The organism is Mesosutterella faecium (genome assembly GCF_022809315.2).
GTDB lineage: Bacteria > Pseudomonadota > Gammaproteobacteria > Burkholderiales > Burkholderiaceae_F > Mesosutterella > Mesosutterella faecium.
This window is the reverse complement of the sequence record NZ_JAKZJU020000001.1, coordinates 1039055-1066030: the sequence shown is the minus strand read 5'-3', so window position 1 is coordinate 1066030 and position 26976 is coordinate 1039055. Positions and strand designations below refer to the sequence as shown.

The following is a 26976-nucleotide window of genomic DNA, read 5'->3' as shown; positions in this document are numbered from 1 at the left end:
CGCCTCAGGCCGCCCGGCGCGTTACTGGTTCCTCGCGTCGCCCATCTGCAGCACGGCGAGGAACGCCTCCTGCGGAATGGTGACGTGCCCCACCTGCTTCATGCGCTTCTTGCCCGCCTTCTGCTTTTCAAGCAGCTTTCTCTTTCGCGTGATGTCGCCGCCGTAGCATTTCGCGAGCACGTTCTTGCGCATGGCCTTCACGTTCTCGCGGGCGATGATCTCCCCGCCGATCGCGGCCTGTATGGCCACATCGTACATCTGGCGCGGGATGAGCTCGCGCAGCTTCGCGGCGATCTCGCGGCCGCGCCGCCTCGCGCTGCTTCTGTGGATGATGGTCGACAGGGCGTCGACGCGGTCGCCGTTGATCAGCATGTCGACCTTGACCACGTCGCTGGCCCGGAACTCGAGGAACTCGTAGTCCATCGAGGCGTAGCCGCGGGTGATCGACTTGAGCGTGTCGAAGAAGTCGAGCACGATCTCCGCGAGCGGCAGCTCGTAGGTGAGGTGGACCTGGCGGCCGTGGTAGGCGAGGTTCTTCTGAATGCCGCGCTTTTCCTGGCACAGCTTCATCACGGTGCCCACGTACTCGTTCGGCACGAAGATCGTCACCGTGTCGATCGGCTCGCGGATCTCCTCGATGCGGTCCACGCTGGGCAGCTTCGAAGGGTTGTCGACCTTGATCACCTCGCCGTTGGTGAGCTTCACCTCATAGACGACCGACGGGGCCGTGGTGATGAGGTTCTGGTTGTACTCGCGCTCGAGCCGCTCCTGGACGATGTCCATGTGCAGCAGCCCGAGGAACCCGGCGCGGAAGCCAAAGCCGAGCGCCTGGCTCACCTCGGGCTCGAAGTGCAGCGACGCGTCGTTGAGCTGCAGCTTCTCGAGCGCGTCGCGCAGCGAGTCGTACTCCGAGGCCTCGACCGGGTAGAGCCCCGCGAAAACCTGGGGCTTCACCTCGATGAAGCCCGGCAGGGGCTCGTCGGCCGGATTCGCGGCGAGCGTCACGGTGTCGCCCACGCGGGCGTCCTTGATCTCCTTGATGCCGGCCACGATGAAGCCCACCTCGCCCGCCTGGAGCATGTCGCGGGGCGTGGACTTCGGGCTGAAGATGCCGAGCTGCTCGACCAGGTGCGTCGCCCCGGTGGCCATGAGCCTGATCTTGTCCTTCACCCGCAGCGTGCCGTCCTTGATCCGCACGAGCATCACGACGCCCACGTAGCTGTCGTACCAGGAGTCGATCACGAGGGCCTTGAGCTTGCCGGCGCGGTCGCCCTTCGGGGCGGGCACGCGGTGCACGACCGTCTCGAGGATCTCGTCGATCCCCATCCCGGTCTTGGCCGAGCAGAGGATCGCGTCGTCGGCCTCGATGCCGATCACGTCCTCGATTTCGGCTCGGGCCTCGTCGGGCCGGGCCGAGGCGAGGTCCATCTTGTTGAGCACGGGGATCACCTCGACGCCCAGCTCGATGGCGGTGTAGCAGTTCGCCACCGTCTGCGCCTCAACGCCCTGCGTCGCATCGACCACGAGCAGCGCCCCCTCGCAGGCCGACAGCGAGCGCGACACTTCGTAGGAGAAGTCCACGTGCCCGGGGGTGTCGATCAGGTTGAGCTCATAGACGCAGCCGTCCTTCGCCTTGTACTTGAGGGAGGCGGTCTGGGCCTTGATCGTGATCCCGCGCTCGCGCTCGAGATCCATCGAATCGAGCACCTGCTCCTCCATCTGGCGGCTGGAAAGCCCCCCGCAACGCTCGATGAGGCGGTCGGCGAGGGTGGATTTCCCGTGGTCTATGTGGGCAATGATCGAAAAGTTGCGAATGTTGTTCATGGAAAAATTTATGGCGTCCGCGTCCGGGGATCCGGCCGAAAGCGCCGCGGCCGCCGGGGGGCTGTTTGCGTGCGCTCCCCGGTTCGCGCGGCAGGCGTTGAATTTTATCATGGAGGGCCCGGCCGGCCGAAGCGGCGGCCGGGCCCGAAAGGAAGGCTTTCGGCCGCGGCGCAGCGTCAGCCGAGCCGCCGGAAGATGACGGTCGCGTTGGTCCCGCCGAAGCCGAAGGAGTTCTTCATCGCGGCGCGCACCGGCATCTGCCGCGCCTCGTTCGGGCAGCAGTCAATCGCGCAGGCGGGATCCTGGTGCTCCAGATTGATGGTCGGGGGAACCGCCTGGTCGCGGATGGCGAGCACGGTGAAGACCGACTCGATGCCGCCCGCGCCTCCGAGCAGGTGCCCCGTCATCGACTTGGTGGAGCTCATCACGAGATGCCCGGCGGCCTCGCCGAAGACCTCGAGCACGGCGCGGCACTCGTTGGCGTCCCCGATCGGGGTCGAGGTGCCGTGGGCGTTGAGGTAGTCGATGTCCGAGGGGTTCATCCCCGCGTGCTCGAGGGCCATGCGCATGCAGCGCACCGGGCCGTCGACCGACGGGGCGGTGATGTTGTAGGCGTCGCCCGAAAGCCCGTAGCCGGCGATTTCGCAGTAGATCCGGGCGCCGCGCGCCCGGGCGTGCTCGTACTCCTCGAGCACGACGACGCCGCTGCCCTCGCCCATCACGAAGCCGTTCCGGTCCTGGTCAAACGGCCTCGAGGCCCGCTCGGGCTCGTCGTTGCGGCGCGACAGGGCGTGCATGTTGTCAAAGCCGGCGATGCCGACCGGGCAGACCGCGGCCTCCGTGCCGCCGGCCACCATCGCGTCGGCGTCGCCCCGGGCGATCATCGCCGCAGACTCGCCGATCGAGTGCAGCCCGGTCGAGCAGGCGGTCACCATGGCGACGCTGGGGCCCTTCAGTCCCTTCAGGATGGAGAATTCGCCCGAGCAGGAGTTCACGATGCAGCCCGGGATGAGGAAGGGCGAGACGCGCCTCGGGCCGCGGGCCTGCAGCGTGTTGCCGTTTTCCACGATCGAGATGAGGCCGCCGATGCCCGAGCCGATCGAAACCCCGATGCGCGGCGCGCTCTCCTCGGTCACCTCCAGGCCGCTGTCCTCGAGGGCCTGCGTGGCCGCGGCGACCCCGAGCTGCACGAAGCGGTCGAAGCGGCGAGCGTCCTTCGCGGGCATGAAGCGGGTGGCGTCGAAATCCTTCACCTCGCCAGCGATCTGGCAGCCGTGCTCGGCCGGATCAAAGCGGGTGATGCGTCCGATGCCGGAGACGCCTGCCAGGGCATTTTTCCAGGCTTCTTCCACAGTATTTCCGATCGGGCAGACCATGCCGAGCCCGGTGACCACTACGCGTCGCATATTGTGCAGTTCTCCAGAACAAAAAAACTCTAGACAAAAAAAGGAAACCAGTCAGCTCCTGGTTTCCTCTTCTCGGGCAGAACCGGGAGCCTTTCAGGGCCGCCGGAACCGGAAGTCAGGCATCAGGCCTTCTTCTGGTGGGCCTTGATGTAGTCGATCGCCTGCTGGACGGTGCGCAGCTTCTCCTGCTCGCTGTCAGGGATTTCGATGCCGAAGGCGTCTTCCAGGGCCATCACGAGCTCGACCGTGTCGAGGCTGTCCGCCCCGAGGTCCTCAATGAAGGCGGACTCGTTCTTGATGTCCGCTTCGTTGATGCTCAGCTGTTCGGCAACAACCTTCTTGACACGCTGTTCAATATCTTCCATTTAATTCTCCGGATTCGGACAAATGTTTACTCTGCAGAGAAAAATTGACGGATCGTGAATCCGGCCCTGCAGCAAAACTTCAATCGGGCTGAGATTATATAAGAACTCGAAAGCATTTTACCAATTCCGCCGGAATTATCCCATGTACATGCCACCGTTGACCGGGATCACGGCGCCCGTAATGTACGAGGCGGCGGGGCTCGCGAGGAAGGCGACGGACTGCGCGACATCATCCGTTCGGCCCAGACGGCCCAGCGGGATCTGCGCGAGCAGTGCGGCGCGGTGCTCTTCGGGAAGCTCCCGGGTCATGTCCGTGTCAATGAAGCCCGGGGCGACGCAGTTGGCGGTGACGCCGCGGCTGCCGATCTCGCGCGCGAGCGAGCGGGTAAAGCCGATGAGGCCCGCCTTCGCGGCGGCGTAGTTCGTCTGTCCGGCGTTGCCCGAGCAGGCGACCACCGAGGTGAGGTTGATGATGCGCCCGAAGCGCGCCCGGAGCATCGGACGGCAGACCGCGCGGCAGAGCCGGAAGACCGACGAGAGGTCGGTGGCGATCACCCGCTCCCAGTCCTCGTCCTTCATCCGCATGAGCAGCCCGTCGCGGGTGATGCCCGCGTTGTTCACGAGAATGTCGAGGTGCCCGCGCTCGCGCACGATGCCGGCCACAAGCTCGTCGCCCAGGGCGGCGTCGTTCACGTCAAGCTGCGCGCCGCGGCCCGCGCCGGGGCGGACGGCCTCAAGGCGGGCCGTGATTTTTTCCGCGCCTTCGGCGCTCGTTGCGGTTCCGATCACTTCCGCGCCCATGCGCGCGAGCAGGTCGGCCGTGGCGGCCCCGATGCCCCGGGTTGCTCCGGTCACGAGCGCAACGCGCCCGGACAGGCAGTCAGAAGAAAAAATGCTGTTTTCCATAGAGTTTCTCCTCGTGCTTTCAGGCCGGCGCCTCAGCCGATCGCCTGAAGCGCCGCCTCAAGCGTCTCCTCGCTGTTCACGCTGTAGCAGGGGATGTCCGGGACGCAGCGCCGCGCAAGCCCCGAGAGCACGCGGCCCGGCCCGCACTCGATCATGTGCGTGACGCCCTGGCGCTTCATCCCGGCCATGATCGAGGACCAGAGCACCGGGCTGCAGGCCTGGCGCGCGAGCGCTCTGCGTATGGCCTCGGGCGTCGTGTGCAGCTGCGCGTCCACATTGGCGTAGACCGGGATGCGGCAGGGCTTCACCGCGGTGCTCTCAAGCCTCTGCGCGAGCCGGTCGCGGGCCGGCGCGAGCAGCGAGCTGTGAAACGGCGCCGAAACGGCAAGCCGCAGCGCGCGCTTTGCGCCCTTCTGCCGGCAAAGCTCGCAGGCCCGCTCGAGCGCTTCGCTGATGCCCGCGATCACGACCTGGCCGGGGCAGTTGAAGTTCACCGGCTCGACTACGCCCGAGGCGGAGGCCTCCGCGCAGGCCGCCCGGACATCCTCGTCGGAGAGCCCGAGGATCGCGGCCATGCCGCCGCGGCCCACCGGCACCGCCTCCTGCATCGCGCGGGCGCGGAAGCGCACGAGCGGCACCGCCTCCTCGAGCTCGAGCGAGCCCGCGGCCGTAAGCGCCGAGTACTCGCCCAGGCTGTGCCCGGCCATGAAGGCGGGCTCCGGGCCGCCGGCCGCGCGGTACGCCTCGTAGAAGGCGACCGAGGCGGCAAGCAGCGCCGGCTGCGTGTTCACGGTGAGATTGAGCTGTTCGGCCGGACCTTCGCTGCAAAGCCGCACAAGATCCTCGCCGAGGGCTTCGCCCGCCCGCCGCATGACCGACTCCGCGGCGGCGTTGCCCGCAAACCCGGCGAGCATGCCGACGCTCTGCGAGCCCTGTCCGGGAAAAAGTATTGCCAAGCGCATGAATGGTTCCTTTTGTTTTGTCTGTACCGCCGCGCCGGGGGAGGCTCCCGCGCTGCTGCTGCGGGCGGCCCGCCCCCGCGCCGTTCCTGAATCATATAACAGCGGCGGGCCGCCCCGCCTCTAGTAGCGCAGCAGCGCGGCCGCGCAGGTCATGCCCGCGCCGACCCCCTGCAGCAGGGCCGTCTGCCCGCGGCGCAGCCGGCCGCTTCTCACCGCCTCGTCGAGCGCGAGCGGAACGGAGGCCGCGCACGTGTTGCCGTGGTGCGTCACGGCCGTTTCCATCCGCTCCAGGGGGATCCCGAGCCGGCCCGCCACGTGGGTCATGATGCGGATGTTGGCCTGGTGGGGGATGTAGCAGTCGATGTCCGCGGCGCTCAGCCCCGCCCGGGCGAGCGCCTCGCGGGCGGTCGACTCGAGCGACTCCACCGCCTCGCGGAACACCGCGCGGCCCTCCATGTAAAGAAAGCCGCTGCCCCGGAGCCTGCCGCCCTCGATGCGGCCCGGAACCCGCAGGATGTCTCCGCGGCTGCCGTCTGCGACAAGTACGCCCGCGGCGAGCCCGGGCTCGGCGCCTGCCTCGAGAACCACGGCGCCCGCCCCGTCGCCGAAGAGCACGCAGCTTGAGCGGTCATTCCAGTCGAGCAGCCTCGAGAAGGTGTCCGCCCCGGCGACGAGCGCCCGGCGCGCCGCGCCGCTTCGAATCAGCGAATCGGCCGTGATGAGCGCGTAGACGAACCCCGAGCAGACCGCCTGCAGGTCAAAGCAGCCGCAGGGCGGTATGCCGAGCGAGGCCTGCAGCCTGCAGGCTTCGGACGGAAAGAGCTCGTCGGGAGTGGTCGTGGCCACGATCACGAGGTCGATGTCCGAGGGGCTGCAGGACGCGGCCTGCAGCGCGTTCCTTGAGGCCTCGAGGGCGAGCGTGTGGGTCGTCTCGCCTTCCGAGACGATGCGCCGCTCGGCAATTCCGGTTCTCGTGCGTATCCACTCGTCGCTCGTCTCGATGCCGCGCGCGGCAAGCTCCGCGGCCAGCTCGTCGTTGGTCACGCGCCTGGCGGGCAGGGCGCTGCCGGTGCCGGCAATGCGGCTGAAAAGAGTCGGTTCAGTCACTCGAAGCGTGCCTCCTCGGAAAAAACACTCAAAAAAAAGAGGGTTGGATGAACCAGCCCTCTTTTCTTCGCTTGCGCATTCAATGTCTCTTGCGGAACCGGCGCATTCATGCCCGGCATGAACCCGGGACCTGTCCCAGCCCTCCCCGAGAGGAAGGCCGATGCTTCTCCGCTAGAGGAAGAAGCTCTGGCCGTGGGGCCCAGGCAGCTCAGGCTGTCTCAGGCCGCAAGCCCACACCCGGAAAAAAACGCGGCGATCCCGCGGCAGGACATTATTCCTCGTCTTTCTTGGTCTCGACCACTTTCTTGCCGCGGTAGAAGCCCGACGGGCTGATGTGGTGACGGCGAGTCACTTCACCGGTCGTCGGCTCGACGGCGAGAGCCGGATTGGAAAGAAAGTCATGCGAACGACGATTGCCACGGCGGGCAGTCGATTTTTTATTCTGTTGTACAGCCATTTTTAGACCCCACGTTGAAAACAGGGCATTATAAACAAATCTCCGGAATTTTGTGAAGGGCTTCCGGAAAAAACCTAATGCCTGACCTTCAGCCCCGCGAGAACGGCAAAGGGGCTGCGGCTGCCGCCTTCGCCGGGCGCGTCCTCTTCCCCGGGCCCGGCAGGCGGCTCGCAGTCGTCGTGCGCGGGGAAAAGCGGCAGCGCGAGGAGCACCTCCTCCTCGACCCACGCGGCCGCGTCAAAGCGGGTAGATCCTACAGCAATTTCGTCATCCCCGTCTTCGGAAAGCGGGATGGCGTCGGCCTCGGCCTCGCTCTTCGCAAAGAGAAAGGAGGTCTCCAGCTGCACGGGCAGCGTGATCGGAGCGCCGCACCGGCAGCACGTCCCGTGCAGCTCCCCCTTCACGGTGAGCAGCGCCCCTGCAAGCCCGCGTCGCCCTTCGGTTCCCTGCGCCCTCCAGGCGAGCTGCCCGCTCAGAAAAGCCCCCGGAGCGGCGGCGAGCCTCGGCAGCTCAGAGACCTTGAGCACGCCCGAGGCGCACTGCCGGTCTTGCGAAAGCCTGAACACATCTATCAGGACCGCTCCCATGCCCGTTTCCTCTGGTTCGTTACAATAAGTGCCCATTATGATAAAGAATCCTCCGCTTATTTTGGCCTCAAGCTCGCGCTACCGCCGCGAGCTGCTTGACAGGCTCGGGATCGCCTACGAGGCGATCGCCTCCGACATCGACGAAAGCTCCCTCGAGGGCGAAACCCCGCTGCAGACCTCGCAGAGGCTCGCCGTGGAAAAGGCGCGCTTTGTCGCGAAGAGCCACCCCGGAGCCGTCGTGATCGGCTCCGACCAGGTCGCGGACCTGGGCGGGAAAAAGCTGGGCAAGCCCCACACCCGGGAGCGCGCCGTCGAGCAGCTGCTCGCCATGCAGGGCCGCACCGTCACCTTCTACACGGCCCTGGCTGTGATCGCGCCCGACGGCACGGCCCGCGAGCGCCTTTCGGCCACCGAGGTGCGCATGCGGCCGCTCTCGCGCGAGACGATCGAAGCCTACGTGGACCGCGAAAAGCCCTTTGACTGCGCGGGATCGGCCAAAATCGAAAGCCTGGGGATCGCGCTCATGGAATCGGTGAAGTCCGACGACCCCACCTCGCTCATCGGACTGCCGCTCATCGCGCTCACCACGCTGCTCGCCCAGTCCGGGCTCGAGGTGCTGCCGGGGCTGCGCTGAGTGCGCCCCCTGCTTCGTCTGCCCGCTCTCAGGCGGCCGGCAGCAGGTCTTCCACTCCCATCGCGCGCGCGAGCTGCGGCACGTCGTCGACCACCGCCCGGGGCGACAGCGCCTCGAGCGACTCGCGCCGGGCCGCCCCCCAGGTGACCCCGATCGCGGGCACCCCGGCCGCGCGCGCCATCTCGAGGTCGTGCACCGCGTCGCCCACCATCACCATGCGCGGGGCCGGCACGCACAGCTCCTCGGACAGCTCGATCAGCATGTCCGGGGCAGGCTTGGAAGCGGTTTCGTCGGCCGTCTTCGTCGCGACGAAAAGCGGCCCCGCCCCGGTCTTGCGGAAGACGCGGTTGAGGCCCCCGCGGCTCTTGCCCGTCGCGACCGCCAGCCACAGGCCCGAGCGCTTCATGTTCGACAGCAGAGCCTCAATGCCGGGATGCAGCCCGGGCAGCCCCGCCTCCTGCCCGATGTAGGCCTTCCAGTACTCGGCGGCGAAGCGCTCGTAGTCCGAAGCCGGGCACTCGGGCACCGCCCGGCGCATCATGTCCTCGTGGCCGAGCCCGATCACGCTCTCGGCCACCGCAAACGAGGGCTCGGGATAGCCGAGGCTGCGGGCGGCCTGCTGGATCGACAGCGCGATGAAGCGCGTCGTGTCCATGAGCGTTCCGTCCCAGTCGAAGACGTAGAGTTCAAAGGGCCTTTTTTCTCTGTTCATCGAGTGTGTCCAGCAGGTTGCGGCAGGCCACGGGCAGCGGCGCCTCGATCAGGAGCGGCTCGCGGGTCACCGGATGCTCGAAGGAAAGCCTCGCCGCATGCAGGAACATGCGCCTGAAGGGGACGCCGAGCGAGCCCTTTTCCACCGAGCGGTTGAAGTCGAAGTCTCCGTACTTGTCATCGCCCACGAGCGGGAAGCCGCTTGCCGCGGCGTGCACGCGGATCTGGTGGGTGCGCCCCGTGAGCAGCTCGACGTCGAGGTAGCTCACCGGCCCGTAGCGGCGCAGCAGCGTGAAGATCGAGTGGGCGGGAACGCCCTTTTCCTCGTCGACGCGGACGCGCCGCTCGCCTTCGCGGGTGACGTACTTGAACAGCGGCAGCTTCACGTGCTGTCGCTCGTTCTGCCAGTCGCCCTTCACGAGCGCCCGGTAGTGCTTCTCGACGCCGCCCTCGCGCATCTGCCGCTGCAGGCGCACCAGCGCGCGGCGGCTCTTGCAGATCACGATCGCCCCCGAGGTGTCCCGGTCGAGGCGGTGGGCGAGCTCGAGGAAGGGCTCGCCCGGGCGGCTCGCCCGCAGCCGCTCGATCAGCCCGAAGGCGATGCCGCTGCCGCCGTGGCAGGCGAGGCCCGCGGGCTTGTCGACCACGAGCAGGTCGCGGTCTTCGTAAAGAATCGGAAGCGTGTCGTCGGGCAGCGGGGCGGCCCGGGGGCCGGCTTCCTGCCTCTGCGCAATCCGCATCGGGGGCACGCGCACGACGTCGCCCTTTTCAAGCCGCCGCTCGGCGCTGCAGCGGCTGCGGTTCACCCGCACCTCGCCGCTGCGCAGGATGCGGTAGACGTGGCTTTTCGGCACCCCGCGGCAGACCCGCAGCAGGAAATTGTCAATTCTCTGCCCCGCGGCGTCCTCGCCGATCTCCACCCAGTTCACCTGCTCGGGCGAGAGGCTGAGGGCCCTCGAGGAGGGCACCGGCACAATTTCTCTTGATTTCAGCTCAGACATAGATGTTATCCACTATACTATAGGGCGTCGTTTTCAGGTGCGGACCCCCGTTAAGCCCCATCCGGTTTCGAGCAACCCTTGCCGGTCTGCCGTTTTTCCGCGCTTTGCGCAGCAAAAAACACGCGGCCTGCCGTTGCGGTCCCCTGACGATCTGATAGCCCGGGCGCCCCTGAGGCCCCGGGCGGCGGCGACGCCCTCCCCGCGAAGCGAAGATGCGCCTTTCATTATGGCGGTTTTCACGCCCGGGCCGGCGCCGCCGTGGAAAAAGTTTTTGTTTTTTGACTAAGGCGAGTCCTGTACTCGCGCCCAGGAATGCCGCCGGCGAGACGCCGCGGCGGAGCTGCGCGCTGGAGGACGGACGAGCCGGTCGGGCCCGTGCGAGAGCATCACGCCCCCGACTGCGAAAGAATGCATGGAGTGCCGCAGCCGGCCCGCCCCCCGAAGAAAGAAGCGGGCGACGGCCGGTGCGTGCACGTTTTGTTTTTTGGCTGTTTTTTTGGATCAACCCTGAACGTGGATCGCGCTCGAACTACTGTCATGACGGAGCTGCACGGCAGCTCGGAGGACTTCATCCCCCGGGCCCGGGGCCGCGCTGTCTGCAGACCGGGCCCGTCCGCCTCCGGATGCCGGCGACGCGAGAACCCGGGCATCACTCAGAGGCGTTGAGAAAAAGCGGCCCCCAGGCCGCCGCAGCCGAAAATCCCAGTGCAGGCTTCCGCACGCTTGACGCGCCCGCGACAGTGGCGCCAAGGAGTGCTCAAGTGAAGCGCATGCTATTCAACGCCATCCACTCGGAAGAGACCCGGGTGGCGATCGTCGACGGCCAGACGCTGGTTGACATCGACATCGAGACCGTCGGACACGAGCAGCACAAGTCCAACATCTACAAGGGCATCATCACCCGCATCGAGCCCTCGCTCGAGGCCTGCTTCGTCGACTACGGCGAGGAGCGCCACGGCTTCCTCCCCTTCAAGGAAGTCTCCCGCAGCTACTTCAGCAAGGACGTCGACGTCCACAACTGCACCATCAAGGAGGCGCTGAGGGAAGGCCAGGAAATCATCGTCCAGGTCGAAAAGGAGGAGCGCGGCAACAAGGGCGCCGCCCTCACCACGTTCATTTCGCTGGCCGGCCGATACCTCGTTCTGATGCCGAACAACCCGAGGGGCGGCGGCGTCTCGCGCAGGATCGAGGGCGAGGAGCGCCAGGAGCTGCGCCACGCGATCGAAGAGCTCAACCTCCCGCAGGGCATGTCGGTCATCGCCCGCACGGCCGGCATCGGCCGCTCCGTGGAAGAGCTGCAGTGGGATCTTGACTACCTGCTCAAGCTCTGGAGCGCGATCTGCGAGGCCGCGACCCCGCAGTACGAGCTCACCCGCACCGAAAACGGCCGCACGACCACCACCTACGTCACCGAGCCGGTCGTCGACGGGCAGCACCTCAAGCGCATGAACCCCGCCCCGTTCCTGATCGTCGAGGAGAGCAACCTCGTCATCCGCGCGGTGCGCGACTACTTCCAGCCCGACATCGGGGAGATCCTCGTCGACACGGACGAAATCTACGACCAGGTGCGGCAGTTCATGCTCTACGTCATGCCCGACATGGTGAACCGCGTGAAGCGCTACCGCGAGGAAACCCCGCTGTTCTCCCGCTTTCAGATCGAGCACCAGATTGAAACCGCCTACTCGCGCACCGTGACGCTGCCCTCGGGCGGCGCGATCGTGATCGACCACACCGAGGCCCTCGTCGCGGTCGACGTCAACTCCGCGCGCGCCACCCGCGGCTCCGACATCGAGGAGACCGCCTTCCGCACCAACTGCGAAGCCGCCGACGAAATCGCCCGGCAGATGAGGCTGCGCGACCTGGGCGGCCTTGTCGTGATCGACTTCATCGACATGGAGGACCCCCGCAACCAGCGCGCGATCGAGCAGCGCCTCAAGGAGGCCCTGCGCTATGACCGCGCCCGCGTCCAGATGGCGAAGATCAGCCGCTTCGGGCTGATGGAGCTGTCGCGCCAGAGGCTGCGCCCGGCCCTGTCCGAAGGCCACCACATCACCTGCCCGCGCTGCAACGGCATCGGCGTGATCCGCGACACGGAAAGCAGCGCCCTGCAGGTGCTGCGCATCATCCAGGAGGAGGCCGCCAAGGACGGAACCGGAGCGATCCACGCCCAGGTGCCCGTCGACGTGGCCACCTATCTCCTTAATGAAAAGCGCGCCGACATCGCGAAGATCGAGCAGCGCAACCGCATTCCCGTGGTGCTCATCCCCAACACGGCGCTCGAAACCCCGCACTACCACATCGAGCGGCTGCGCGCGACCGACGAGCGGCTTGAGGACCATGTGGCGAGCTATGAGCGCGCCGAAGACCTCCAGCCTGTCGCGACCGACCCCTACGCGCTGAAGAGCGAGGACGACCGCCCGGCCCGCCCCAAGCAGATTCCGGTGATCAAGAGCATCGCCCGCGACACGCCGGCCCCGGCTCACGTGGAGCACGCGAGGAAGCCCGAGCCGGAGGCAGCCCCGAAGGCTGCTCCCGCCCCCAGGGCCGCGGCTCCGAAGAAGGGCTTCTTCTCGCGTCTGATTGACCGGCTGCTCGGCAGCTCCGGTGAAGACAAGCCCGCCGGGCAGGAGGCGAAGCCCGCGCAGGCCGCCTCCGAAAAGAAAGCTCCGGAGTCTGAGGAAGACTCCCGCCAGGCCCGCCGCGTCCGCGGCAGGGGCCGCGGACGCGCGGCTTCCGAGCGCCGCGCCGAGGCCGCCCCGAAGGAGAAAGTCCAGAGCGGAGAAGAAGGCGAGGAGAAGCGGGAAGAACGGAGCGAGCGCTCCGAAGAGCGCCGCACGCCGCGTCCTCTGGAGTCCGAAACCCGGCGCCGCCGCTCGAGGCGCGTGCGCCAGACCGAGCGCGCCGCCGCGCCGAGGCAGGAAGAAAGGCCCGAGCCCGCTCTGAGCGAGGCTGCCGAGCCCGCCGGCACGCCCGCCCCCGAGGAAAAGGCCGAGCCGCGCGCCGCGCAGCCCGCCCAGACCCCGGCCGGAGAGGCTCCGGCCGCCAGGCCTGAAGCGCAGGGAGCCGCCGCCCCCGCGGAAGGCGAGGCCCGCCGCCGTCGCCGCCGCCGGGGCTCGCGCCGCTCTGAAGAGGCTGCCGCCTCGGAGCCAGAGAACGCCGAGGCGCTCGCCGCCCAGGAAATGAAGGCGATTGAGGACAAGGCCGCCCGCCTTGCGATCGCGCCGGCCGCCGCGGACAACGCCGTGTCCGACGTGAACCCGGTCGCCCAGGCCGTGGCGAGCGCCGTGGACGCGCCGGTGGCCGAAGCCGCCCGCGAGGCCGGCCGCAGCGAAGGCCGCCACGGCCGTCACAGCCGCAGGGGCCGCAGGGGAGACCGCCGCGAGGAGTCCGCGGCCCAGCAAAAGCCCGAGGCCGCCTCGGAGGAGGCCGCCCAGGCCGCGCCGCAGCAGCCTGCCGCCGCCCCCGACGAGGAGCGCCGGGAAGAGCCGCAGCAGCGCGGGGAATCCCCGCGGGAGACGCCCCGGCAGACGGCCGAGGCCGCCCCGAAGACCGAGGCTGCCCTGAAGGCTGAGCCCGCCCCGCAGCGCGCCGCCGAAGCGCCCGTTCAGGTCGAGACCCGGCCCGAACCCGCGAAGAGCGCCCCTGAAGAAGGCGCCACCATCGCACAGGGCGCCGCGGGCATTGAAAAAGAGCTCGAGGCCTCGGGCCTGCAGGTCGTGCACACCAACCCCGCTCTCGTGGGCGAAGTGTGCTACACCCAGCCCAAGGCACCCGGCCGCCCGCGCCGGGTGCTGCCGCCGGCCGAAAAGGTCGAGATGGTGCAGATCGAAACCAAAAAAGACCTCTGAGGCCTTCACGGGCGCGGCGCCGTCCGCCCTCCTCTCTTTTGAAGCGGGGGACCGGGCGCGCGCCGCGCCTGCGCCTGATCAGGTAAATCCATGGCCGACCAGAAAGACAAAAGACGGGTGATCCCGATCGTTCTCGCCCCCTCTCCCGCCGCGCCGATCCCGGTGGCGGGACCGGTCCGCGTATCGAGCGGTCACTGGATCGACCGCCGCGGACGCCCTCTCGAGGACATCCGCATCTCGCTCACCGACCACTGCAATTTCCGCTGCCGCTACTGCAAGCCCAAGGAGGTCTGGAACGACTACAAGGCCTACCTCCCGCACGAAGAGCTGCTCAGCTTCGAGGAGATCACGCGCATCGCGCGCGTGGCCGCGGCCCACGGCGTGACGAAAATCAGGCTCACGGGGGGCGAACCGCTGCTCAGAAAAGGCGTGGAGGAGCTCGTCGCCGACCTCGCGCAGCTGCGCACCCCGCAGGGCCGCCCGCTGGAGATCGCGATGACGACGAACGGGTCGCTGCTGCGCCGCAAGGCGCGCGCCCTGCGCGAGGCGGGGCTGTCGCGCGTCACGGTGTCGCTTGACGCGCTCGACGAGAAGATCTTCCAGTCGCTCAACGACGTGGGGTTCCCCGCGGCCAAGGTTCTCGACGGGATCCGCGCGGCGCTCGAGGCGGGCTTTGAGAACACCAAGGTGAACACCGTGGTGAAGCGCGGCGTGAACGAGTCGCAGATCATTCCGCTGCTCGAGCACTTCGAAGGCAGCGGGGTCTCCGTGCGCTTCATCGAATACATGGACACCGGCAACTCGAACGGCTGGAGGATGAACGACGTCGTCACGGCCGCGCAGATTCTCTCGATCGTCCGCACGCGCTACGACATCGAGCCCGTGGCTCCGAAAAACCCCAGCGAGACCGCCACGCGGTGGCGCTACGGCCGATCCGGCAGCGAATTCGGCTGCATCTGCTCGGTCTCCGCGCCGTTCTGCCGCAGCTGCTCGAGGCTGCGCGTGTCGCTTGACGGCACGGCCTACCTGTGCCTCTTTGCCGAGAGCGGCGTCGACCTGCGCACGATGATGCGCGCCGGGGGCACGGACGAGGAGCTCGCGCAGGCGCTCGGCCGCATCTGGAGCGCCCGCGACAACCACTACTCGGAGCTCCGGCAGAGCGGCCCCGCGCAGACGGGCAAGCGCGTCGAAATGAGCTACATCGGAGGCTGATGGCGGGGCCCCTTCGGCGCGGGCCAAAAAAAGGCCTTCTTCGCCGCAACGGCGCCGCCAAACGGGATACCATTTGAAAACTGCCGGATTATTTTTAAGAACACTGCACTATGTTTAGCAATCCTTCAGCGATTACCTTCGTGGGCTACCTCGTGCTGATGGTGCTCGTGGGCTTCTACGCCTGGCACCACACGAGCAGCTTCGGCGACTACATTCTGGGAGGGCGGAAGCTCGGCGGCCTGGTCACCGCGCTCTCGGTAGGCGCCTCGGACATGAGCGGGTGGCTGCTGATGGGGCTGCCCGGCGCGGTGTACCTCTCGGGCATCTGCGAGTCCTGGATCGCCATCGGGCTCACGATCGGCGCCTGGGTGAACTGGCGCGTGACCGCGGCGAGGCTGCGCATCTACACCGAGATCTCCCACAACGCCCTCACGATCCCCGACTACTTCCGCCAGCGCTTCGAAGACAAGACGAACGTGCTCGCCGTGATCGCCGCAACGATCATCCTTATTTTCTTCACGATCTACTGCGCCTCGGGCATGGTGGCCGGCGCGAGGCTGTTTGAAAACGCCTTCCACCTCGACTACAGCCGCGCGCTGTGGATCGGGGCGGCCGCGACCATCACCTACGTCTTCATCGGCGGGTTCCTCGCCGTGTCCTGGACCGACACGATCCAGGCGACGCTCATGTGCGTCGCGCTCGTGGTCACCCCGATCGCGGTGTTGATCGATTCGGGCGGCTTCGAGGCGGCCACCGCGACCGTCGCCTCCATCAACCCGAACATGGTGAACATGATGAGCGGCCAGACCGTGATCGGCGTGATCTCGCTGCTCGCCTGGGGGCTCGGCTACTTCGGCCAGCCGCACATCCTCGTGCGCTTCATGGCGACGCGCTCGATCCGCGTGATCCCGAACGCGCGGCGCATCTCGATCACCTGGATGATCTTCTGCCTGGTGGGCACCTGCGCCTGCGGGTTCTTCGGCGCCGCGTTCTTTGCGAACCACCCCGAGCTCGCCGGCCCCGTGACGGAAAACCACGAGCGCGTCTTCATCGAGCTGTGCAACATCCTCTTCAACCCCTGGATCGCGGGCGTGCTGATGTCGGCGATCCTCGCGGCCGTGATGTCGACGCTGTCGTGCCAGCTGCTCGTGTGCTCCTCAACCCTCACCGAGGACTTCTACCGCCGGATCCTGCGCCCGAAGGCCGGCAACCGCGAGCTCATGATCTTCAGCCGCGGCATGGTCCTCATGGTCGCCCTGGTCGCGATCTTTCTCGCCATGGACCCGAACAACCTCGTGCTCTCGCTCGTGTCCTACGCCTGGGCGGGCTTTGGCGCAGCCTTCGGGCCCGTGATCCTCATCTCCCTGTGGTGGAAGCGCATGACCCGGGGCGGAGCGCTCGCGGGCATGGTGACCGGCGCCGTGACGGTGCTGGTCTGGCACCACTTCGCCTGGTTCGGGCTCTATGAAATCATCCCCGGCTTCCTCTTCGCCTGCATCGCGATCTGGGCCGTGAGCCTGCTCGAGCCTGCGCCCTCCGCCTCCGTGGAGAAGAACTTCGGGCTGATGGAAAAGCGCCTGAAGGCCGAATCCTGAGCCGGGCCCTTCTCCTCCGGCCCGGAGCGCCCCGCCGAAGCACTGCCCAGGCGGGGCGTTTTTCTGCCCTTTCCTTTACGGGCGGCCCCGCGCGGTCCTGCCTTCGCAAGTACGGAAAAGCCGGCGCATCCTGCACGGATGCGCCGGCTTTCCTTCCCGCCCCGGGGAGCGGCCCCAAAAGGATCAGGCCGCTTCGCCCTCGGGCTCGGGCGCCTTCACGACGCTGAAGTCGAGCTTCGAGCCCTTGAGATCCACCTTCACGGTGTCGCCCTCGGCCGCGCCGCCGCGCAGCAGAAGCTCCGCGAGCGGCGTCTCCACGGCGTCCTGCACCTCGCGGCGCAGGGGCCTCGCGCCGAAGACCGGATCGTAGCCCGCCTTCGCGATCTGGGCGACGGCGGCGTCCGAAACCTCGAGCTTGATGCCCTGCTCGGCCACGCGGCCGGCCAGCTTCTTGAGCTGGATGCCCGCAATCTTGCGGATCGAGTCGGCGCCAAGCGAGTTGAACACCACGATCTCGTCAATGCGGTTGATGAACTCGGGCCTGAAGTGCGCCTTCACCTCGTTCATCACCGCCGCCTTCACTTCATCGTGGGGCCGGCCCGCCATCGCCATGATCTGCTGGCTGCCGAGGTTGGAGGTCATCACGATCACGGTGTTCTTGAAGTCGACCGTGCGGCCCTGGCCGTCGGTCATGCGGCCGTCGTCGAGCACCTGCAGCAGCACGTTGAAGACATCCGGATGAGCCTTCTCGACCTCGTCGAAGAGGATCACGCTGTAGGGGCGGCGCCGGACGGCCTCGGTGAGGTAGCCGCCCTGGTCGTAGCCGACATATCCCGGAGGAGCGCCGATCAGGCGGGCGACGCTGTGCTTTTCCATGTACTCGGACATGTCGATGCGGATCATCGCCTTCTCGCTGTCAAAGAGGAAGGCGGCGAGGGCTTTCGTGAGCTCGGTCTTGCCGACACCCGTGGGCCCGAGGAACAGGAACGAGCCGTAGGGCCTGTTCGGGTCCGAAAGCCCCGCGCGGCTCCTCTGGATCGTCTCGGCCACGCGGCGCACGGCCTCGTCCTGGCCCACGACGCGCTCGGAGAGCACCTCGCGCATATGCAGCAGCTTCTCGCGCTCGCCCTGCATCATCTTCGAGACCGGGATGCCCGTCGCGCGCGACACCACCTCGGCGATTTCCTCGGCGCCCACGCTCGTGCGCAGCAGATGCGGCGCGTTCGGATCCTCGTCGCTCTTGACCTGGGCGCTTTCCTTCTTCAGCTTTTTCTCAAGGGCGGGCAGCACCGAATACTGCAGCTCGGCCAGCCTCTCGTAGCGGGCGCTGCGGCGGCACTCGTCCATTTCGTGGCGGACCTGGTCGATCTTGTCGCGGGTCTCCTTTTCGCCGAGCGCGTCGTTCTTTTCGCGCTTCCAGATTTCCTCGAGATCGGAGTATTTGCGCGACAGCCGCTCGATTTCCTCCTCGATCGCCGCCAGGCGCTTCTTGGAGGCGTCGTCGGTCTCCTTCTTCATCGCCTCGCGCTCGATCTTGAGCTGGATCAGGCGCCGGTCGATGCGGTCGAGCGCCTCGGGCTTGGAGTCGATCTCCATCTTCACCCGGGCCGCGGCCTCATCGATCAGGTCGATCGCCTTGTCGGGCAGGAACCGGTCCGTGATGTAGCGGTTCGAGAGCTCGGCGGCGGCCACGATCGCGGGGTCCGTGATCTGGACGCCGTGATGCGCCTCGTACTTCTCCTGCAGGCCGCGCAGGATCGCGATCGTGTCCTCGACCGAGGGCTCGCCGATCATCACCTTCTGGAAGCGGCGCTCGAGGGCCGCGTCCTTCTCGATGTACTGGCGGTACTCGTTCAGCGTGGTCGCGCCGATCACGTGCAGCTCGCCGCGGGCGAGCGCGGGCTTGAGCATGTTGCCCGCGTCCATCGAGCCCTCGGTCTTGCCGGCGCCCACCACGGTGTGCAGCTCGTCGATGAAGAGAATGATGCGGCCGTTCTGCGCGGTCACTTCCTTCAGCAGGGCCTTGAGCCTCTCCTCGAACTCTCCGCGGTACTTCGCGCCGGCGATCAGCCCCGCCATGTCAAGCGAGAGGATCACCTTGTTCTTCAGGGAGTCGGGCACCTCGCCGTTCACAATGCGCTGCGCGAGCCCTTCGACCACGGCGGTCTTGCCGACGCCCGGCTCGCCGATCAGCACCGGGTTGTTCTTCGTGCGGCGCTGCAGGATCTGCATGGTGCGGCGGATCTCGTCGTCGCGCCCGATCACCGGGTCGAGCTTGCCCTCGCGGGCGCGCGCCGTAAGGTCGATCGTGTACTTCTGAAGCGCGCCGCGCGACTGCTCCGCATCCGGGCTGTCGGCCTTCTGGCCGCCGCGCACGGACTGTATCGCAGCCTCCAGGGCCGGACGCGTGAGCCCGTTTTCGCGGGCGAGCCGCCCCGCCTCGCTGCGGTCGTCGGCCAGCGCGAGCAGGAACATCTCGACGGCGATGTACTCGTCGCCGTGCTGCATCGCGGCTTTTTCCGTGAGGTTGAGCACATTGGCGAGGTCGCGGCTCACCTGGACGTCGCCGCCCGTGCCCGTCACGCGGGGCAGGGCCTTCACGGCCTGATCCACGGCACGCGTGAGCGCCGGGACGTTTACGCCGGCGCGGCCAAGAAGCGCCGGCGCCCCGCCGTCCTTGTCATGCAGGACGGCGGCAAGCAGATGCACCGGCTCCAGGAACTGGTTGTCGTTGGCGACAGCCAGGCTCTGGGCGTCGCCCAGAACCTCCTGAAATTTGGTGGTGAGTTTGTCTTGACGCATAAATTCTTAATCCCCTTTTCTAAACGGCGGTTAAGCCCGCCGTCCGATACTTCTTATATGGGGATGAACCTGCGTCCTTTCAAGGCGCCCGCAGGACCTTCTGAAGGGGGAAAGGCCAAAAGAGAATCCGCGGGACGCCCGGGGGGCTTCAGGCGCCCTGCCCGGGCGTCTTCCAGCGGTCGCGGGAGCGCTCGTCGCTTTCCCTCGCCTCCACCCAGCGCAGCCCCTTCGGGGTCTGCTCGCGCTTCCAGAAAGGCGCCTCGGTCTTGAGCCAGTCCATGATGAACTCGCAGGCGCTGAAGGCCTCGCCGCGGTGCGCGGAGGTGACCAGGCAGAGCACGATCTGCTCGCCGATCGCGAGCCTGCCCACGCGGTGGATCACCACGACATCCTCGATTTCCCAGCGCTTTCTCGCGTCCGAGACGATCGTGCGGATCGCCGACTCGGTCATGCCCGGGTAGTGCTCGAGCTCGAGGGCGAGGATGCGCTCGCCCTGGTTGCGGTTGCGCACGACGCCCACGAAGCTCACGGCCGCGCCCGCGCTCTGGTCCTGCCGCCGCAGCGCCGCCATTTCCTCTTCGAGGCTGAAATCCTCGTGCCTTACTTCGACCTTAGTGACGCCCATGGCGGCTCAGCCTCCCGTCACCGGAGGGAAGAAAGCCACTTCGTCGCCCGCCTTCACCGGCGCGTCCTCGGCGGCCATCACCTGGTTCACGGACGAGCGCACGCGCTTCACGTTCGTGAAGGCCGAGGCCCAGGGGTCCCCCTGCCCCATGAGGTACGCGCGCAGCTCCGAGACCGTCTTCACCGACTCGGGGGCGTCCACCACCTCGCTGGAGCGGCCCATCGCGTCGCGCATGAACGCAAAATACATCACCTTGATTTTCATAGCGCCTTTCCTTAGCTAAAAAGTCCCGGAGCCCGCGCCTTCAGGCGAGGAACTCCGCGAGCGGATAGTAGTCCACGGAGTCGCCGCGGGCGATCACCCCGCCCACCGGCACGTCGACGATGCCGTCGGCAAACGCGCACGAGGACAGGATCTGGGAGTTCTGGTTGGGCATCAGGTCGAGCCCGCCCGCGTCATTGCGGCGCACCCGGATGAACTCCTCGCGCTCGCCGCCCTTCCAGTCGAAGTCCGCGCGCACGGCGATCGGCCGCACGGGGTTCGCCTTTTCGCCCTGCATGGCGGCCAGGTACGGGCGCACCAGCATCAGCGTCTCCACGAAAACCGCCACGGGATTGCCGGGCAGCCCCAGAAACGGCACACCCCGCACCTGGCCGAAGGCGAAGGGCTTGCCGGGCTTCACGGCGAGCCGCCACATCGTGAGCTCCCCGAGGCTCTTTACCGCGGGCTTCACGTGGTCTTCCTCGCCCACGCTCATGCCGCCGGTCGTGATGATCACGTCCGAGGTGCGCGCCGCCCGCTCGAAGGCCTCGACCGTGGCCTCCAGCGTGTCGCCGACGCTGCCCACGTCCTCGACCTCGCAGCCGAGCGCGTGCAGCAGCGCCCGCAGCTGGTAGCGGTTGGAGTTGTAGATGGCCCCCGGCCTCAGGGGCTCGCCCGGGCGCATGAGCTCGTCGCCCGAGCAGAAGATGCCGACGCGCAGCTTCTGGCGCACACGGACGTACGCGCGTCCCGCGGCGGCCGCGAGCCCGAGCTTCGAGGGCGTGAGCTTCTCGCCGGCGTGCAGCACCGGCTGCCCCGCCTTGAAGTCTCCGCCCGCGGGACGGATGAAGCGGCCGCGCGGCACCGGCGCGCGGAAGGTGACGCAGCCCTCGCCCGCCTGGGCGAGCTCCTGCTGCACCACGGCGTCGGCTCCGGGGGGAATGGGCGCGCCGGTGAAAATCCGGGCGGCGCTTCCCGGCTCGAGCCTCGTGCCCACGCGGCCCGCGGGAATGCGCTGCGAGACGGGCAGCGTCACGGGGCTGCTCTCCGAGGCTCCGGAAAGGTCCTCCGAGCGCACCGCGTAGCCGTCCATCTGGGAATTGTCCGCGGGCGGCACGTCGATCGCCGAGACGATGTCCTCGGCGAGAATCCGGGACTCGGCGTAAAGCGTCGGGACGGTCTCCGTCCGCTCGACCGGGCGGGCCGCCTCAAGCAGCGTTTTCAATGCCTCACGAAAGGGAATCATTTCTCTTCCTCTCCAAACTGTTGACCGGGCTCTCCCTCAAGAAGCCCCTCCACAAAATCCGCCACCTCCGAGGGGCTGTTCACGTCAAGCCGCGCGAGCTGCGCGGGCGCCTCGAGCTCCGGATCGTCGGTGGCGACCGCGGCGATGTCGCCGCGCTCCAGCCAGAGCGCGGGCGAAGTGCAGCCCCGCCGCCTCACCTCGATTCTCGGAAAGCGCCCCTCGTGCTTGAAGCCCTCGACCACCACAATGTCCACGGGCCGCAGGGCTCGCAGGATTTCGCCGAGCGGCACGCGTCCCTCCGGGGTCTCCTCCATCACAGCCCAGCGCTCCGGGGTGCGCAGCACCACCTGCCGCGCCCCCGCCTCGCGGTAGCGCCAGGTGTCCTTCCCCGGCGTGTCCGTCTCGACATGATGGTGGGCGTCCTTCACGGCAGAGACCGAAAAGCCCCGCGCCCGAAGCTCGGAGACCACCCGGACGGCAAGCGTAGTCTTGCCGCTGCCGGAGTAGCCTACAAAACCGACGAGAAACATGAAAGGTCCTACGGCTCCGAAGTGTGCCTGTCGATATAGTCCTTGACGGCCCGCGCGTCGGGCTCCATCACCTCGAACCGCTGGGGCCTGTCCTCCAGGCCCGCGCAGGAGGGCGGCACCGGCGGCACGATCCCGGCCGCCTCGCGGATCGTCGCGGCGAACTTCGCGGGCTGCGCGGTCTCCAGGCAGATGCACTTCACCCCGGGGAGGCGCTTTCTGCGCGCCACCGTAATCCCGTCGGCCGTGTGGGGGTCGACGAGCACCCCGCGCTCCTCCCAGAGGCCGCGGATCGTGCGGAGGCGGTCGGCGTGCACGCTGCGGCCCGCGCAGAAGCCCGAGGCCTTCACCCGCTCCCAGTCACTGCCCGAGAGCGTGAAGGAGCCTTTTTCGCCCAGCTCCTTCCAGAGCGCGCGCAGCCGCTCGGGGCTGCGCCCCGTCACGTCGAAGACGTAGCGCTCGAAATTCGACGCGCGGCTGATGTCCATCGAGGGCGAGGAGGTCACGTAGGTGTGGGCGGGGTCCCGGGGCCGGTAGCAGCCGGTCTCGAAGAACTCGGCGAGCACGTCGTTCTCGTTGGTAGCCACGATGAGGCTCGCGACGGGCAGCCCCATCTGGCGCGCGATCCAGCCGGCGAGCACGTCGCCGAAGTTTCCGCTGGGGACCGCGAAGGACACCTGCTCGTCGTCGCGCTCAGTGGCCGCGAGCCAGCCCTTGAAGTAGTAGACGGTCTGCGCGGCCACGCGCGCCCAGTTGATGGAGTTCACCGTCCCGATGGCGTGCGAGGCCTTGAAGGCGTGGTCGTTGGAGACCGCCTTCACGATGTCCTGCGCCTGGTCGAACGTCCCCTTCACGGCGATGTTGAAAATGTTGGGATCCTGCAGCGAATACATCTGCGCGCGCTGGAACGCGCTCATGCGGCCGTAGGGCGAGAGCATGAAGACGCGGATGCCGCGCCTGCCGCGCATCGCATACTCGGCGGCCGAGCCGGTGTCGCCCGAGGTGGCGCCCAGGATGTTGAGCCGCCGCCCCTGCAGCCCCAGCAGATGTTCGAAGAGCGCCCCGAGGAACTGCATCGCCATGTCCTTGAAGGCGAGCGTCGGGCCGTTGGAGAGCTGCAGCAGCCCCAGCCCGTCCTCGAGCCACAGCAGCGGCGTGATCTCCGAGGCGTCCTGGCCGGGCCTCGCGTTGCAGTAGGTCTGCGCGGTGTAGGTCGAGCGGCAGAGGCCCCGCAGCGCCTCCTCATCGATCCCGCTCGCGAAGAGCCGCAGCACCTCGAAGGCGAGGTCCGCGTAGGACAGGCCGCGCCAGCGGCGCAGCTCGGACGGGGTCACGCACGGGTAGCTCTGCGGGACGAAAAGGCCGCCGTCCTGGGCGAGCCCCCGCAGCACGATCTCGGCGTAAGTGGCCGGGGCGTCTCCGCCCCGGGTTGAAACGTAACGGATGCTTTCAGACATATCCTCTGGCCCTTTTTTCTCAGTATTGCGGCGCCCCGCCTCAGTTGAGCTCTTCCTTTCGCAGCAGGATCACGCGGCCGGTCACGCTGTCGAGCGCCTCGATGCGGCGGATGGCCTCCTGGACCGCGTCCTCGCGGGCCGTGTGCGTCATGAGGACGATCGAGGTCGAGCTGTCGCCCACGCGGGCCTCGCGCTGGGTGAGCGCCTCGATGCTGATGCCCATGTCGGCGAACACCCGGCTCACGTCGGCGAGGACCCCGGGGCTGTCCTTCACGTGGATGCGCATGTAAAACGAGCAGACCGTCTCGCCCATCGGCAGCACCGGCAGGTACTCCTCGTTGGCGACCCTGTAGCCCAGGGGCGGCACCTGGTGGTTGGCCGACACGCCGATCAGGCGCACCACGTCGACGATGTCGGCGATGATCGAGGAGGCCGTGGGCTCCGAGCCTGCGCCGCGCCCGTAGTAAAGGGTCGAGCCCACGGCGTCTCCCTTCACGACGACCGCGTTCATGACGCCGCCCACATGGGCGAGCAGCCGCCGCTCGGGCACGAGCGCGGGGTGCACGCGCAGTTCGATGCCGTTGCCGCGCCGCTTGGTGATGCCGAGCAGCTTCACCCGGTAGCCCAGCTCCTCGGCGTACTCGATGTCGAGGGACTGCAGGCCGCGGATGCCCTCGATGTAGGCCTTGTCGAAGGAAATGGGGCCGCCGAAGGCGATCGAGGAGAGGATGGAGAGCTTGTGCGCCGAGTCGATCCCGTCGATGTCGAAGGACGGGTCGGCCTCCGCGTAGCCCATCTCCTGAGCGCGCTTGAGCGCCTCGTCAAAGGAGATGTGCTCCTTGCGCATGCAGGTGAGGATGTAGTTCGAAGTGCCGTTGATGATGCCCACGACCGACTCGATGCGGTTGGCGACGAGCGATTCGCGCAGGGCCTTGATGATCGGCACCCCGCCGGCCACCGCGGCCTCGAACCCCACGATCACGCCCTTGCGGGCCGCCGCGGCGAAGATCTCGTTGCCGTGCTTCGCGAGCAGCGCCTTGTTGGCCGTGACGACGTGCTTGCCGGCCTCGATCGCCGCGAGAATGAAGCTGCGGGCCGGCTCGATCCCGCCCATCGCCTCGACCACGATGGAAATCTCGGGGTCGTCGATGAGGGCGTGCCAGTCCAGTCCGAGCTCGCCCACGAGCGGGGCGAGGTCCGAGCGGTTCTCCGGGTGACGGCAGATGACCCTCTGAACCAAGATGCTCGCGCCGGCCCGGGCCGCAATCTGCTCCCTGTTGCGCGCGAGCACCCGCACGACGCCGCCGCCCACCGTTCCTGCTCCCGCAAGCCCAATCCTGATCGCTTCCATACCGATGCCTTTTCCCCCTGAGCCGCCGGGGCCGCCGCTGCCGCCGCAGAAAATGAAGCGGAAGCCCGCGTGCCTGTCCGGGGCTTTCTGTAATTTTGAAGACGCTGCAGGAGAAAATCGTACCAAATATGGCTCGGCCCGGGGTGGAGAGCGGATCCGCCTTCCGCAGCCCGGGGCCTGCGCCTGGCCCCGCTGAAGCGTTATAGTTCCCCTTAAGCAGCATTGCGCGTTTTGAAACCGGAGTCCTCCATGCCCCTGCCTTCTTCGCCCAAAGCCCTGGGCGACATCCTTTCCGATTACGACAGCAAGAACGACCTCGAGCTCGCGGATCCGAAGCCCGCCGAGAAGCCTGCGGCTCCGCCCCGCGGGAAAGCCCGGGCCGGGGCCAGGCAGGCGGCGCTGCTCACGGCGCCCAAGGCTCCGAGGGCGCCGAAAAAGAGCGCGCGCTCCAAGCCCGCCGCTGCCGCAGGGAAGCCCTCGCCGAAGAGCCCGGCCGCGGCGAAGAAGCCCGCGGCGGGAAAGTCCTTGCCGGAGCAGGCCCCGGGCTTTGCGCCTCTGGCGGCCCAGGCTCAGAAAAAAGTCTCGCCGCTTGTCGTGCGGCGGCGCCGCGCCCGCATGGAAGCGGGCTCGAAGCGGCTCTTCGCGCTCGACACCAATGTGCTCCTGCACGATCCGTCCTGTCTCTTTCGCTTCGAGGAGCACGACGTGTTCCTGCCGATCACCTCGCTCGAGGAGCTCGACCGCCACAAGACCGGCATGAGCGACATCGCGCGCAACGCCCGGCAGGTCTCGCGCACGATCGACCAGCTGATGGAGGCCGCCGGGTACCCGGACCTGAACGAGGGGATTCCCCTCAACGCGCTGGGCAACCGCGAGGCGACCGGCCGGCTTTACTGCCAGACCCGCTCCTTCAAGCCCGCGGGAGACCTCCCCGGCTACATCAGCACGGGCAGCGGAGACAACGAAATCCTCAAGTGCGTCGCAGGCCTGGCCGCCGAATGCAAGGACCGCACGGTGGTGCTTGTCTCCAAAGACATCAACATGCGCATCAAGGCGGCCACGCTCGGGCTGCCCGCGGAAGACTACTTCAACGACAAGGCGATCGACGACACCGACCTGCTCTACACGGGCAAGCTCGCGCTGCCGGCCGACTTCTGGGAAACCCACGGCAGCGGGCTCAAGTCCTGGCAGAAGGACGGCAGCACCTGGTACCGCGTGAAGGGCCCGCTCGTGCGCAGCATGTTCGTGAACGAGTTCGTCTACACCGAGGGGGCCCCGGGCGGCTTCGAGGGCATCGTGGCCTCGGTGGACCGCGACGAGGCCGTGTTCCGCTCGCTCCGGTCCTACACGCAGCCGAAAAACGCGGTCTGGGGCATCACGGCGCGCAACCGCGACCAGAACTTCGCGCTCAACCTGCTGCTCAACCCCGAGATCGACTTCGTCACCCTGCTCGGGCAGGCCGGCACGGGCAAGACCCTCCTCACGCTCGCCGCCGCGCTCACGCAGACCCTGGACGAGCGGCGCTACACGGAAATCATCTTCACCCGCGCGACCGTGTCCGTGGGCGAGGACATCGGCTTCCTGCCCGGAACCGAAGAGGAGAAGATGCTGCCCTGGATGGGAGCGCTCGACGACAACCTTGAGGTGCTCAACCGCACAGACCCCGCCTCCGGCAGCTGGGGGCACGACGCCGCAGCCGACCTGATCCGCTCGAGGATCCGCGTGAAGTCGATGAGCTTCATGCGCGGCCGCACCTTCCAGAACCGCTTCCTCATCATCGACGAGGCGCAGAACCTCTCGCCCAAGCAGATGAAGACCCTCATCACGCGCGCGGGCCCGGGCACGAAGATCGTCTGCATGGGCAACATTTCTCAGATCGACACGCCCTACCTCACCGAGGGCAGCTCGGGGCTCACCTTCGTCGTGGACCGCTTCAAGGGCTGGGCGCACGCCGGGCACATCACCCTCGAGCGCGGCGAGAGAAGCAGGCTCGCGGACTTCGCCTCCTCGGTGCTTTGAAAAGCCGGAGAGGAAGCGTCAGGCCCGCCTTCCCCGCCCCGCAGCCATAGAAAATCCGCCCCGCGCCAAAAAG

Annotated in this window: 22 protein-coding genes; 5 read left to right on the top strand and 17 right to left on the bottom strand. The window is 67.6% G+C overall.

The genetic code is table 11. The annotated features are described in order from the left end of the window. Positions 1 to 21: 21 nt before the first annotated feature. The 8 genes from lepA to MUN46_RS04940 all read right to left on the bottom strand — a co-directional run bounded on the left by lepA (position 22) and on the right by MUN46_RS04940 (position 7650). Positions 22 to 1824, bottom strand: coding sequence for a translation elongation factor 4 (lepA, locus tag MUN46_RS04975; RefSeq protein WP_243376190.1), 1803 nt, complete (start codon positions 1822 to 1824; stop codon positions 22 to 24). 176 nt (positions 1825 to 2000) lie between these two features. Further along, complete coding sequence (fabF, locus tag MUN46_RS04970; RefSeq protein WP_243376189.1) at positions 2001 to 3230, bottom strand: beta-ketoacyl-ACP synthase II; 1230 nt, start codon at positions 3228 to 3230, stop codon at positions 2001 to 2003. Positions 3231 to 3352: 122 nt separating this feature from the next. Continuing rightward, positions 3353 to 3595 (bottom strand): acyl carrier protein, encoded by a 243-nt coding sequence (gene acpP, locus MUN46_RS04965; protein WP_237978214.1) that lies wholly within the window; start codon positions 3593 to 3595, stop codon positions 3353 to 3355. A gap of 135 nt (positions 3596 to 3730) precedes the next feature. Further along, the gene (gene fabG, locus MUN46_RS04960) at positions 3731 to 4501 is read right to left on the bottom strand and encodes a 3-oxoacyl-ACP reductase FabG (RefSeq protein WP_243376188.1); all 771 of its coding nucleotides are present in this window, start codon (positions 4499 to 4501) and stop codon (positions 3731 to 3733) included. A gap of 32 nt (positions 4502 to 4533) precedes the next feature. Then, the gene (gene fabD / locus MUN46_RS04955) at positions 4534 to 5463 is read right to left on the bottom strand and encodes an ACP S-malonyltransferase (protein ID WP_243376187.1); all 930 of its coding nucleotides are present in this window, start codon (positions 5461 to 5463) and stop codon (positions 4534 to 4536) included. Between the two features lie 120 nt (positions 5464 to 5583). Beyond that, positions 5584 to 6570, bottom strand: a complete 987-nt coding sequence (locus tag MUN46_RS04950) for a beta-ketoacyl-ACP synthase III (protein ID WP_243376186.1) — start codon at positions 6568 to 6570, stop codon at positions 5584 to 5586. Positions 6571 to 6841: 271 nt separating this feature from the next. Continuing rightward, positions 6842 to 7027, bottom strand: coding sequence for a 50S ribosomal protein L32 (gene rpmF, locus MUN46_RS04945; protein WP_237978218.1), 186 nt, complete (start codon positions 7025 to 7027; stop codon positions 6842 to 6844). A 74-nt stretch (positions 7028 to 7101) separates the two neighbouring features. Continuing rightward, positions 7102 to 7650, bottom strand: a complete 549-nt coding sequence (locus MUN46_RS04940) for a YceD family protein (protein WP_285230562.1) — start codon at positions 7648 to 7650, stop codon at positions 7102 to 7104. A gap of 1 nt (position 7651) precedes the next feature. Here MUN46_RS04940 and MUN46_RS04935 point away from each other — a divergent pair, with 1 nt between their 5' ends. Next, positions 7652 to 8248, top strand: a complete 597-nt coding sequence (locus MUN46_RS04935) for a Maf family protein (RefSeq protein ID WP_243376184.1) — start codon at positions 7652 to 7654, stop codon at positions 8246 to 8248. A gap of 28 nt (positions 8249 to 8276) precedes the next feature. Here MUN46_RS04935 and MUN46_RS04930 read toward each other — a convergent pair whose 3' ends face one another. Both MUN46_RS04930 and MUN46_RS04925 read right to left on the bottom strand, forming a co-directional pair. Continuing rightward, entirely contained in the window at positions 8277 to 8960 is a 684-nt protein-coding gene (locus MUN46_RS04930) for an HAD family hydrolase (protein ID WP_243376183.1), read from the bottom strand. Continuing rightward, positions 8935 to 9960: an RluA family pseudouridine synthase gene (locus tag MUN46_RS04925; protein ID WP_243376182.1), complete on the bottom strand. Its 1026-nt coding sequence runs from the start codon at positions 9958 to 9960 to the stop codon at positions 8935 to 8937. The genes MUN46_RS04930 and MUN46_RS04925 overlap by 26 nt, the downstream gene beginning before the upstream one ends. A 761-nt stretch (positions 9961 to 10721) precedes the next feature. Between MUN46_RS04925 and MUN46_RS04920 the strand changes: the two genes are divergently transcribed. From MUN46_RS04920 to putP, 3 genes are all read left to right on the top strand, one after another. Continuing rightward, the gene (locus MUN46_RS04920) at positions 10722 to 13808 is read left to right on the top strand and encodes a ribonuclease E/G (protein WP_243376181.1); all 3087 of its coding nucleotides are present in this window, start codon (positions 10722 to 10724) and stop codon (positions 13806 to 13808) included. Positions 13809 to 13898: 90 nt separating this feature from the next. Next, a complete protein-coding gene (gene moaA, locus MUN46_RS04915) occupies positions 13899 to 15020 on the top strand; it encodes a GTP 3',8-cyclase MoaA (RefSeq protein ID WP_243376180.1) in 1122 nt (373 codons plus the stop codon). 110 nt (positions 15021 to 15130) lie between these two features. Next, on the top strand, positions 15131 to 16615 hold the full coding sequence (putP, locus tag MUN46_RS04910; RefSeq protein WP_243376179.1) for a sodium/proline symporter PutP: 1485 nt from the start codon (positions 15131 to 15133) through the stop codon (positions 16613 to 16615). Positions 16616 to 16798: 183 nt separating this feature from the next. Here the strand turns inward: putP and clpB are convergent, their stop codons facing one another. From clpB to MUN46_RS04875, 7 genes are all read right to left on the bottom strand, one after another. Then, positions 16799 to 19417: an ATP-dependent chaperone ClpB gene (gene clpB / locus MUN46_RS04905; RefSeq protein ID WP_243376178.1), complete on the bottom strand. Its 2619-nt coding sequence runs from the start codon at positions 19415 to 19417 to the stop codon at positions 16799 to 16801. Positions 19418 to 19565: 148 nt separating this feature from the next. Beyond that, complete coding sequence (moaE, locus tag MUN46_RS04900) at positions 19566 to 20042, bottom strand: molybdopterin synthase catalytic subunit MoaE (RefSeq protein WP_243376177.1); 477 nt, start codon at positions 20040 to 20042, stop codon at positions 19566 to 19568. Positions 20043 to 20048: 6 nt separating this feature from the next. Continuing rightward, positions 20049 to 20306, bottom strand: coding sequence for a molybdopterin converting factor subunit 1 (gene moaD / locus MUN46_RS04895; protein WP_243376176.1), 258 nt, complete (start codon positions 20304 to 20306; stop codon positions 20049 to 20051). Between the two features lie 40 nt (positions 20307 to 20346). After that, the gene (locus MUN46_RS04890; protein ID WP_243376175.1) at positions 20347 to 21549 is read right to left on the bottom strand and encodes a molybdopterin molybdotransferase MoeA; all 1203 of its coding nucleotides are present in this window, start codon (positions 21547 to 21549) and stop codon (positions 20347 to 20349) included. Further along, positions 21546 to 22079, bottom strand: coding sequence for a molybdopterin-guanine dinucleotide biosynthesis protein B (mobB, locus tag MUN46_RS04885; RefSeq protein ID WP_243376174.1), 534 nt, complete (start codon positions 22077 to 22079; stop codon positions 21546 to 21548). The genes MUN46_RS04890 and mobB overlap by 4 nt, the downstream gene beginning before the upstream one ends. Before the next feature lie 8 nt (positions 22080 to 22087). Beyond that, on the bottom strand, positions 22088 to 23521 hold the full coding sequence (gene thrC, locus MUN46_RS04880) for a threonine synthase (RefSeq protein WP_243376202.1): 1434 nt from the start codon (positions 23519 to 23521) through the stop codon (positions 22088 to 22090). A 52-nt stretch (positions 23522 to 23573) separates the two neighbouring features. Continuing rightward, positions 23574 to 24884 carry a homoserine dehydrogenase gene (locus MUN46_RS04875; RefSeq protein WP_243376173.1) on the bottom strand — a complete coding sequence of 437 codons (1311 nt, stop codon included), beginning with the start codon at positions 24882 to 24884 and terminating at the stop codon, positions 23574 to 23576. 249 nt (positions 24885 to 25133) lie between these two features. On the opposite strand from MUN46_RS04875, the gene MUN46_RS04870 reads away from it, so the two are divergent. Continuing rightward, positions 25134 to 26903, top strand: coding sequence for a PhoH family protein (locus MUN46_RS04870; RefSeq protein WP_243376172.1), 1770 nt, complete (start codon positions 25134 to 25136; stop codon positions 26901 to 26903). Positions 26904 to 26976: the final 73 nt, after the last annotated feature.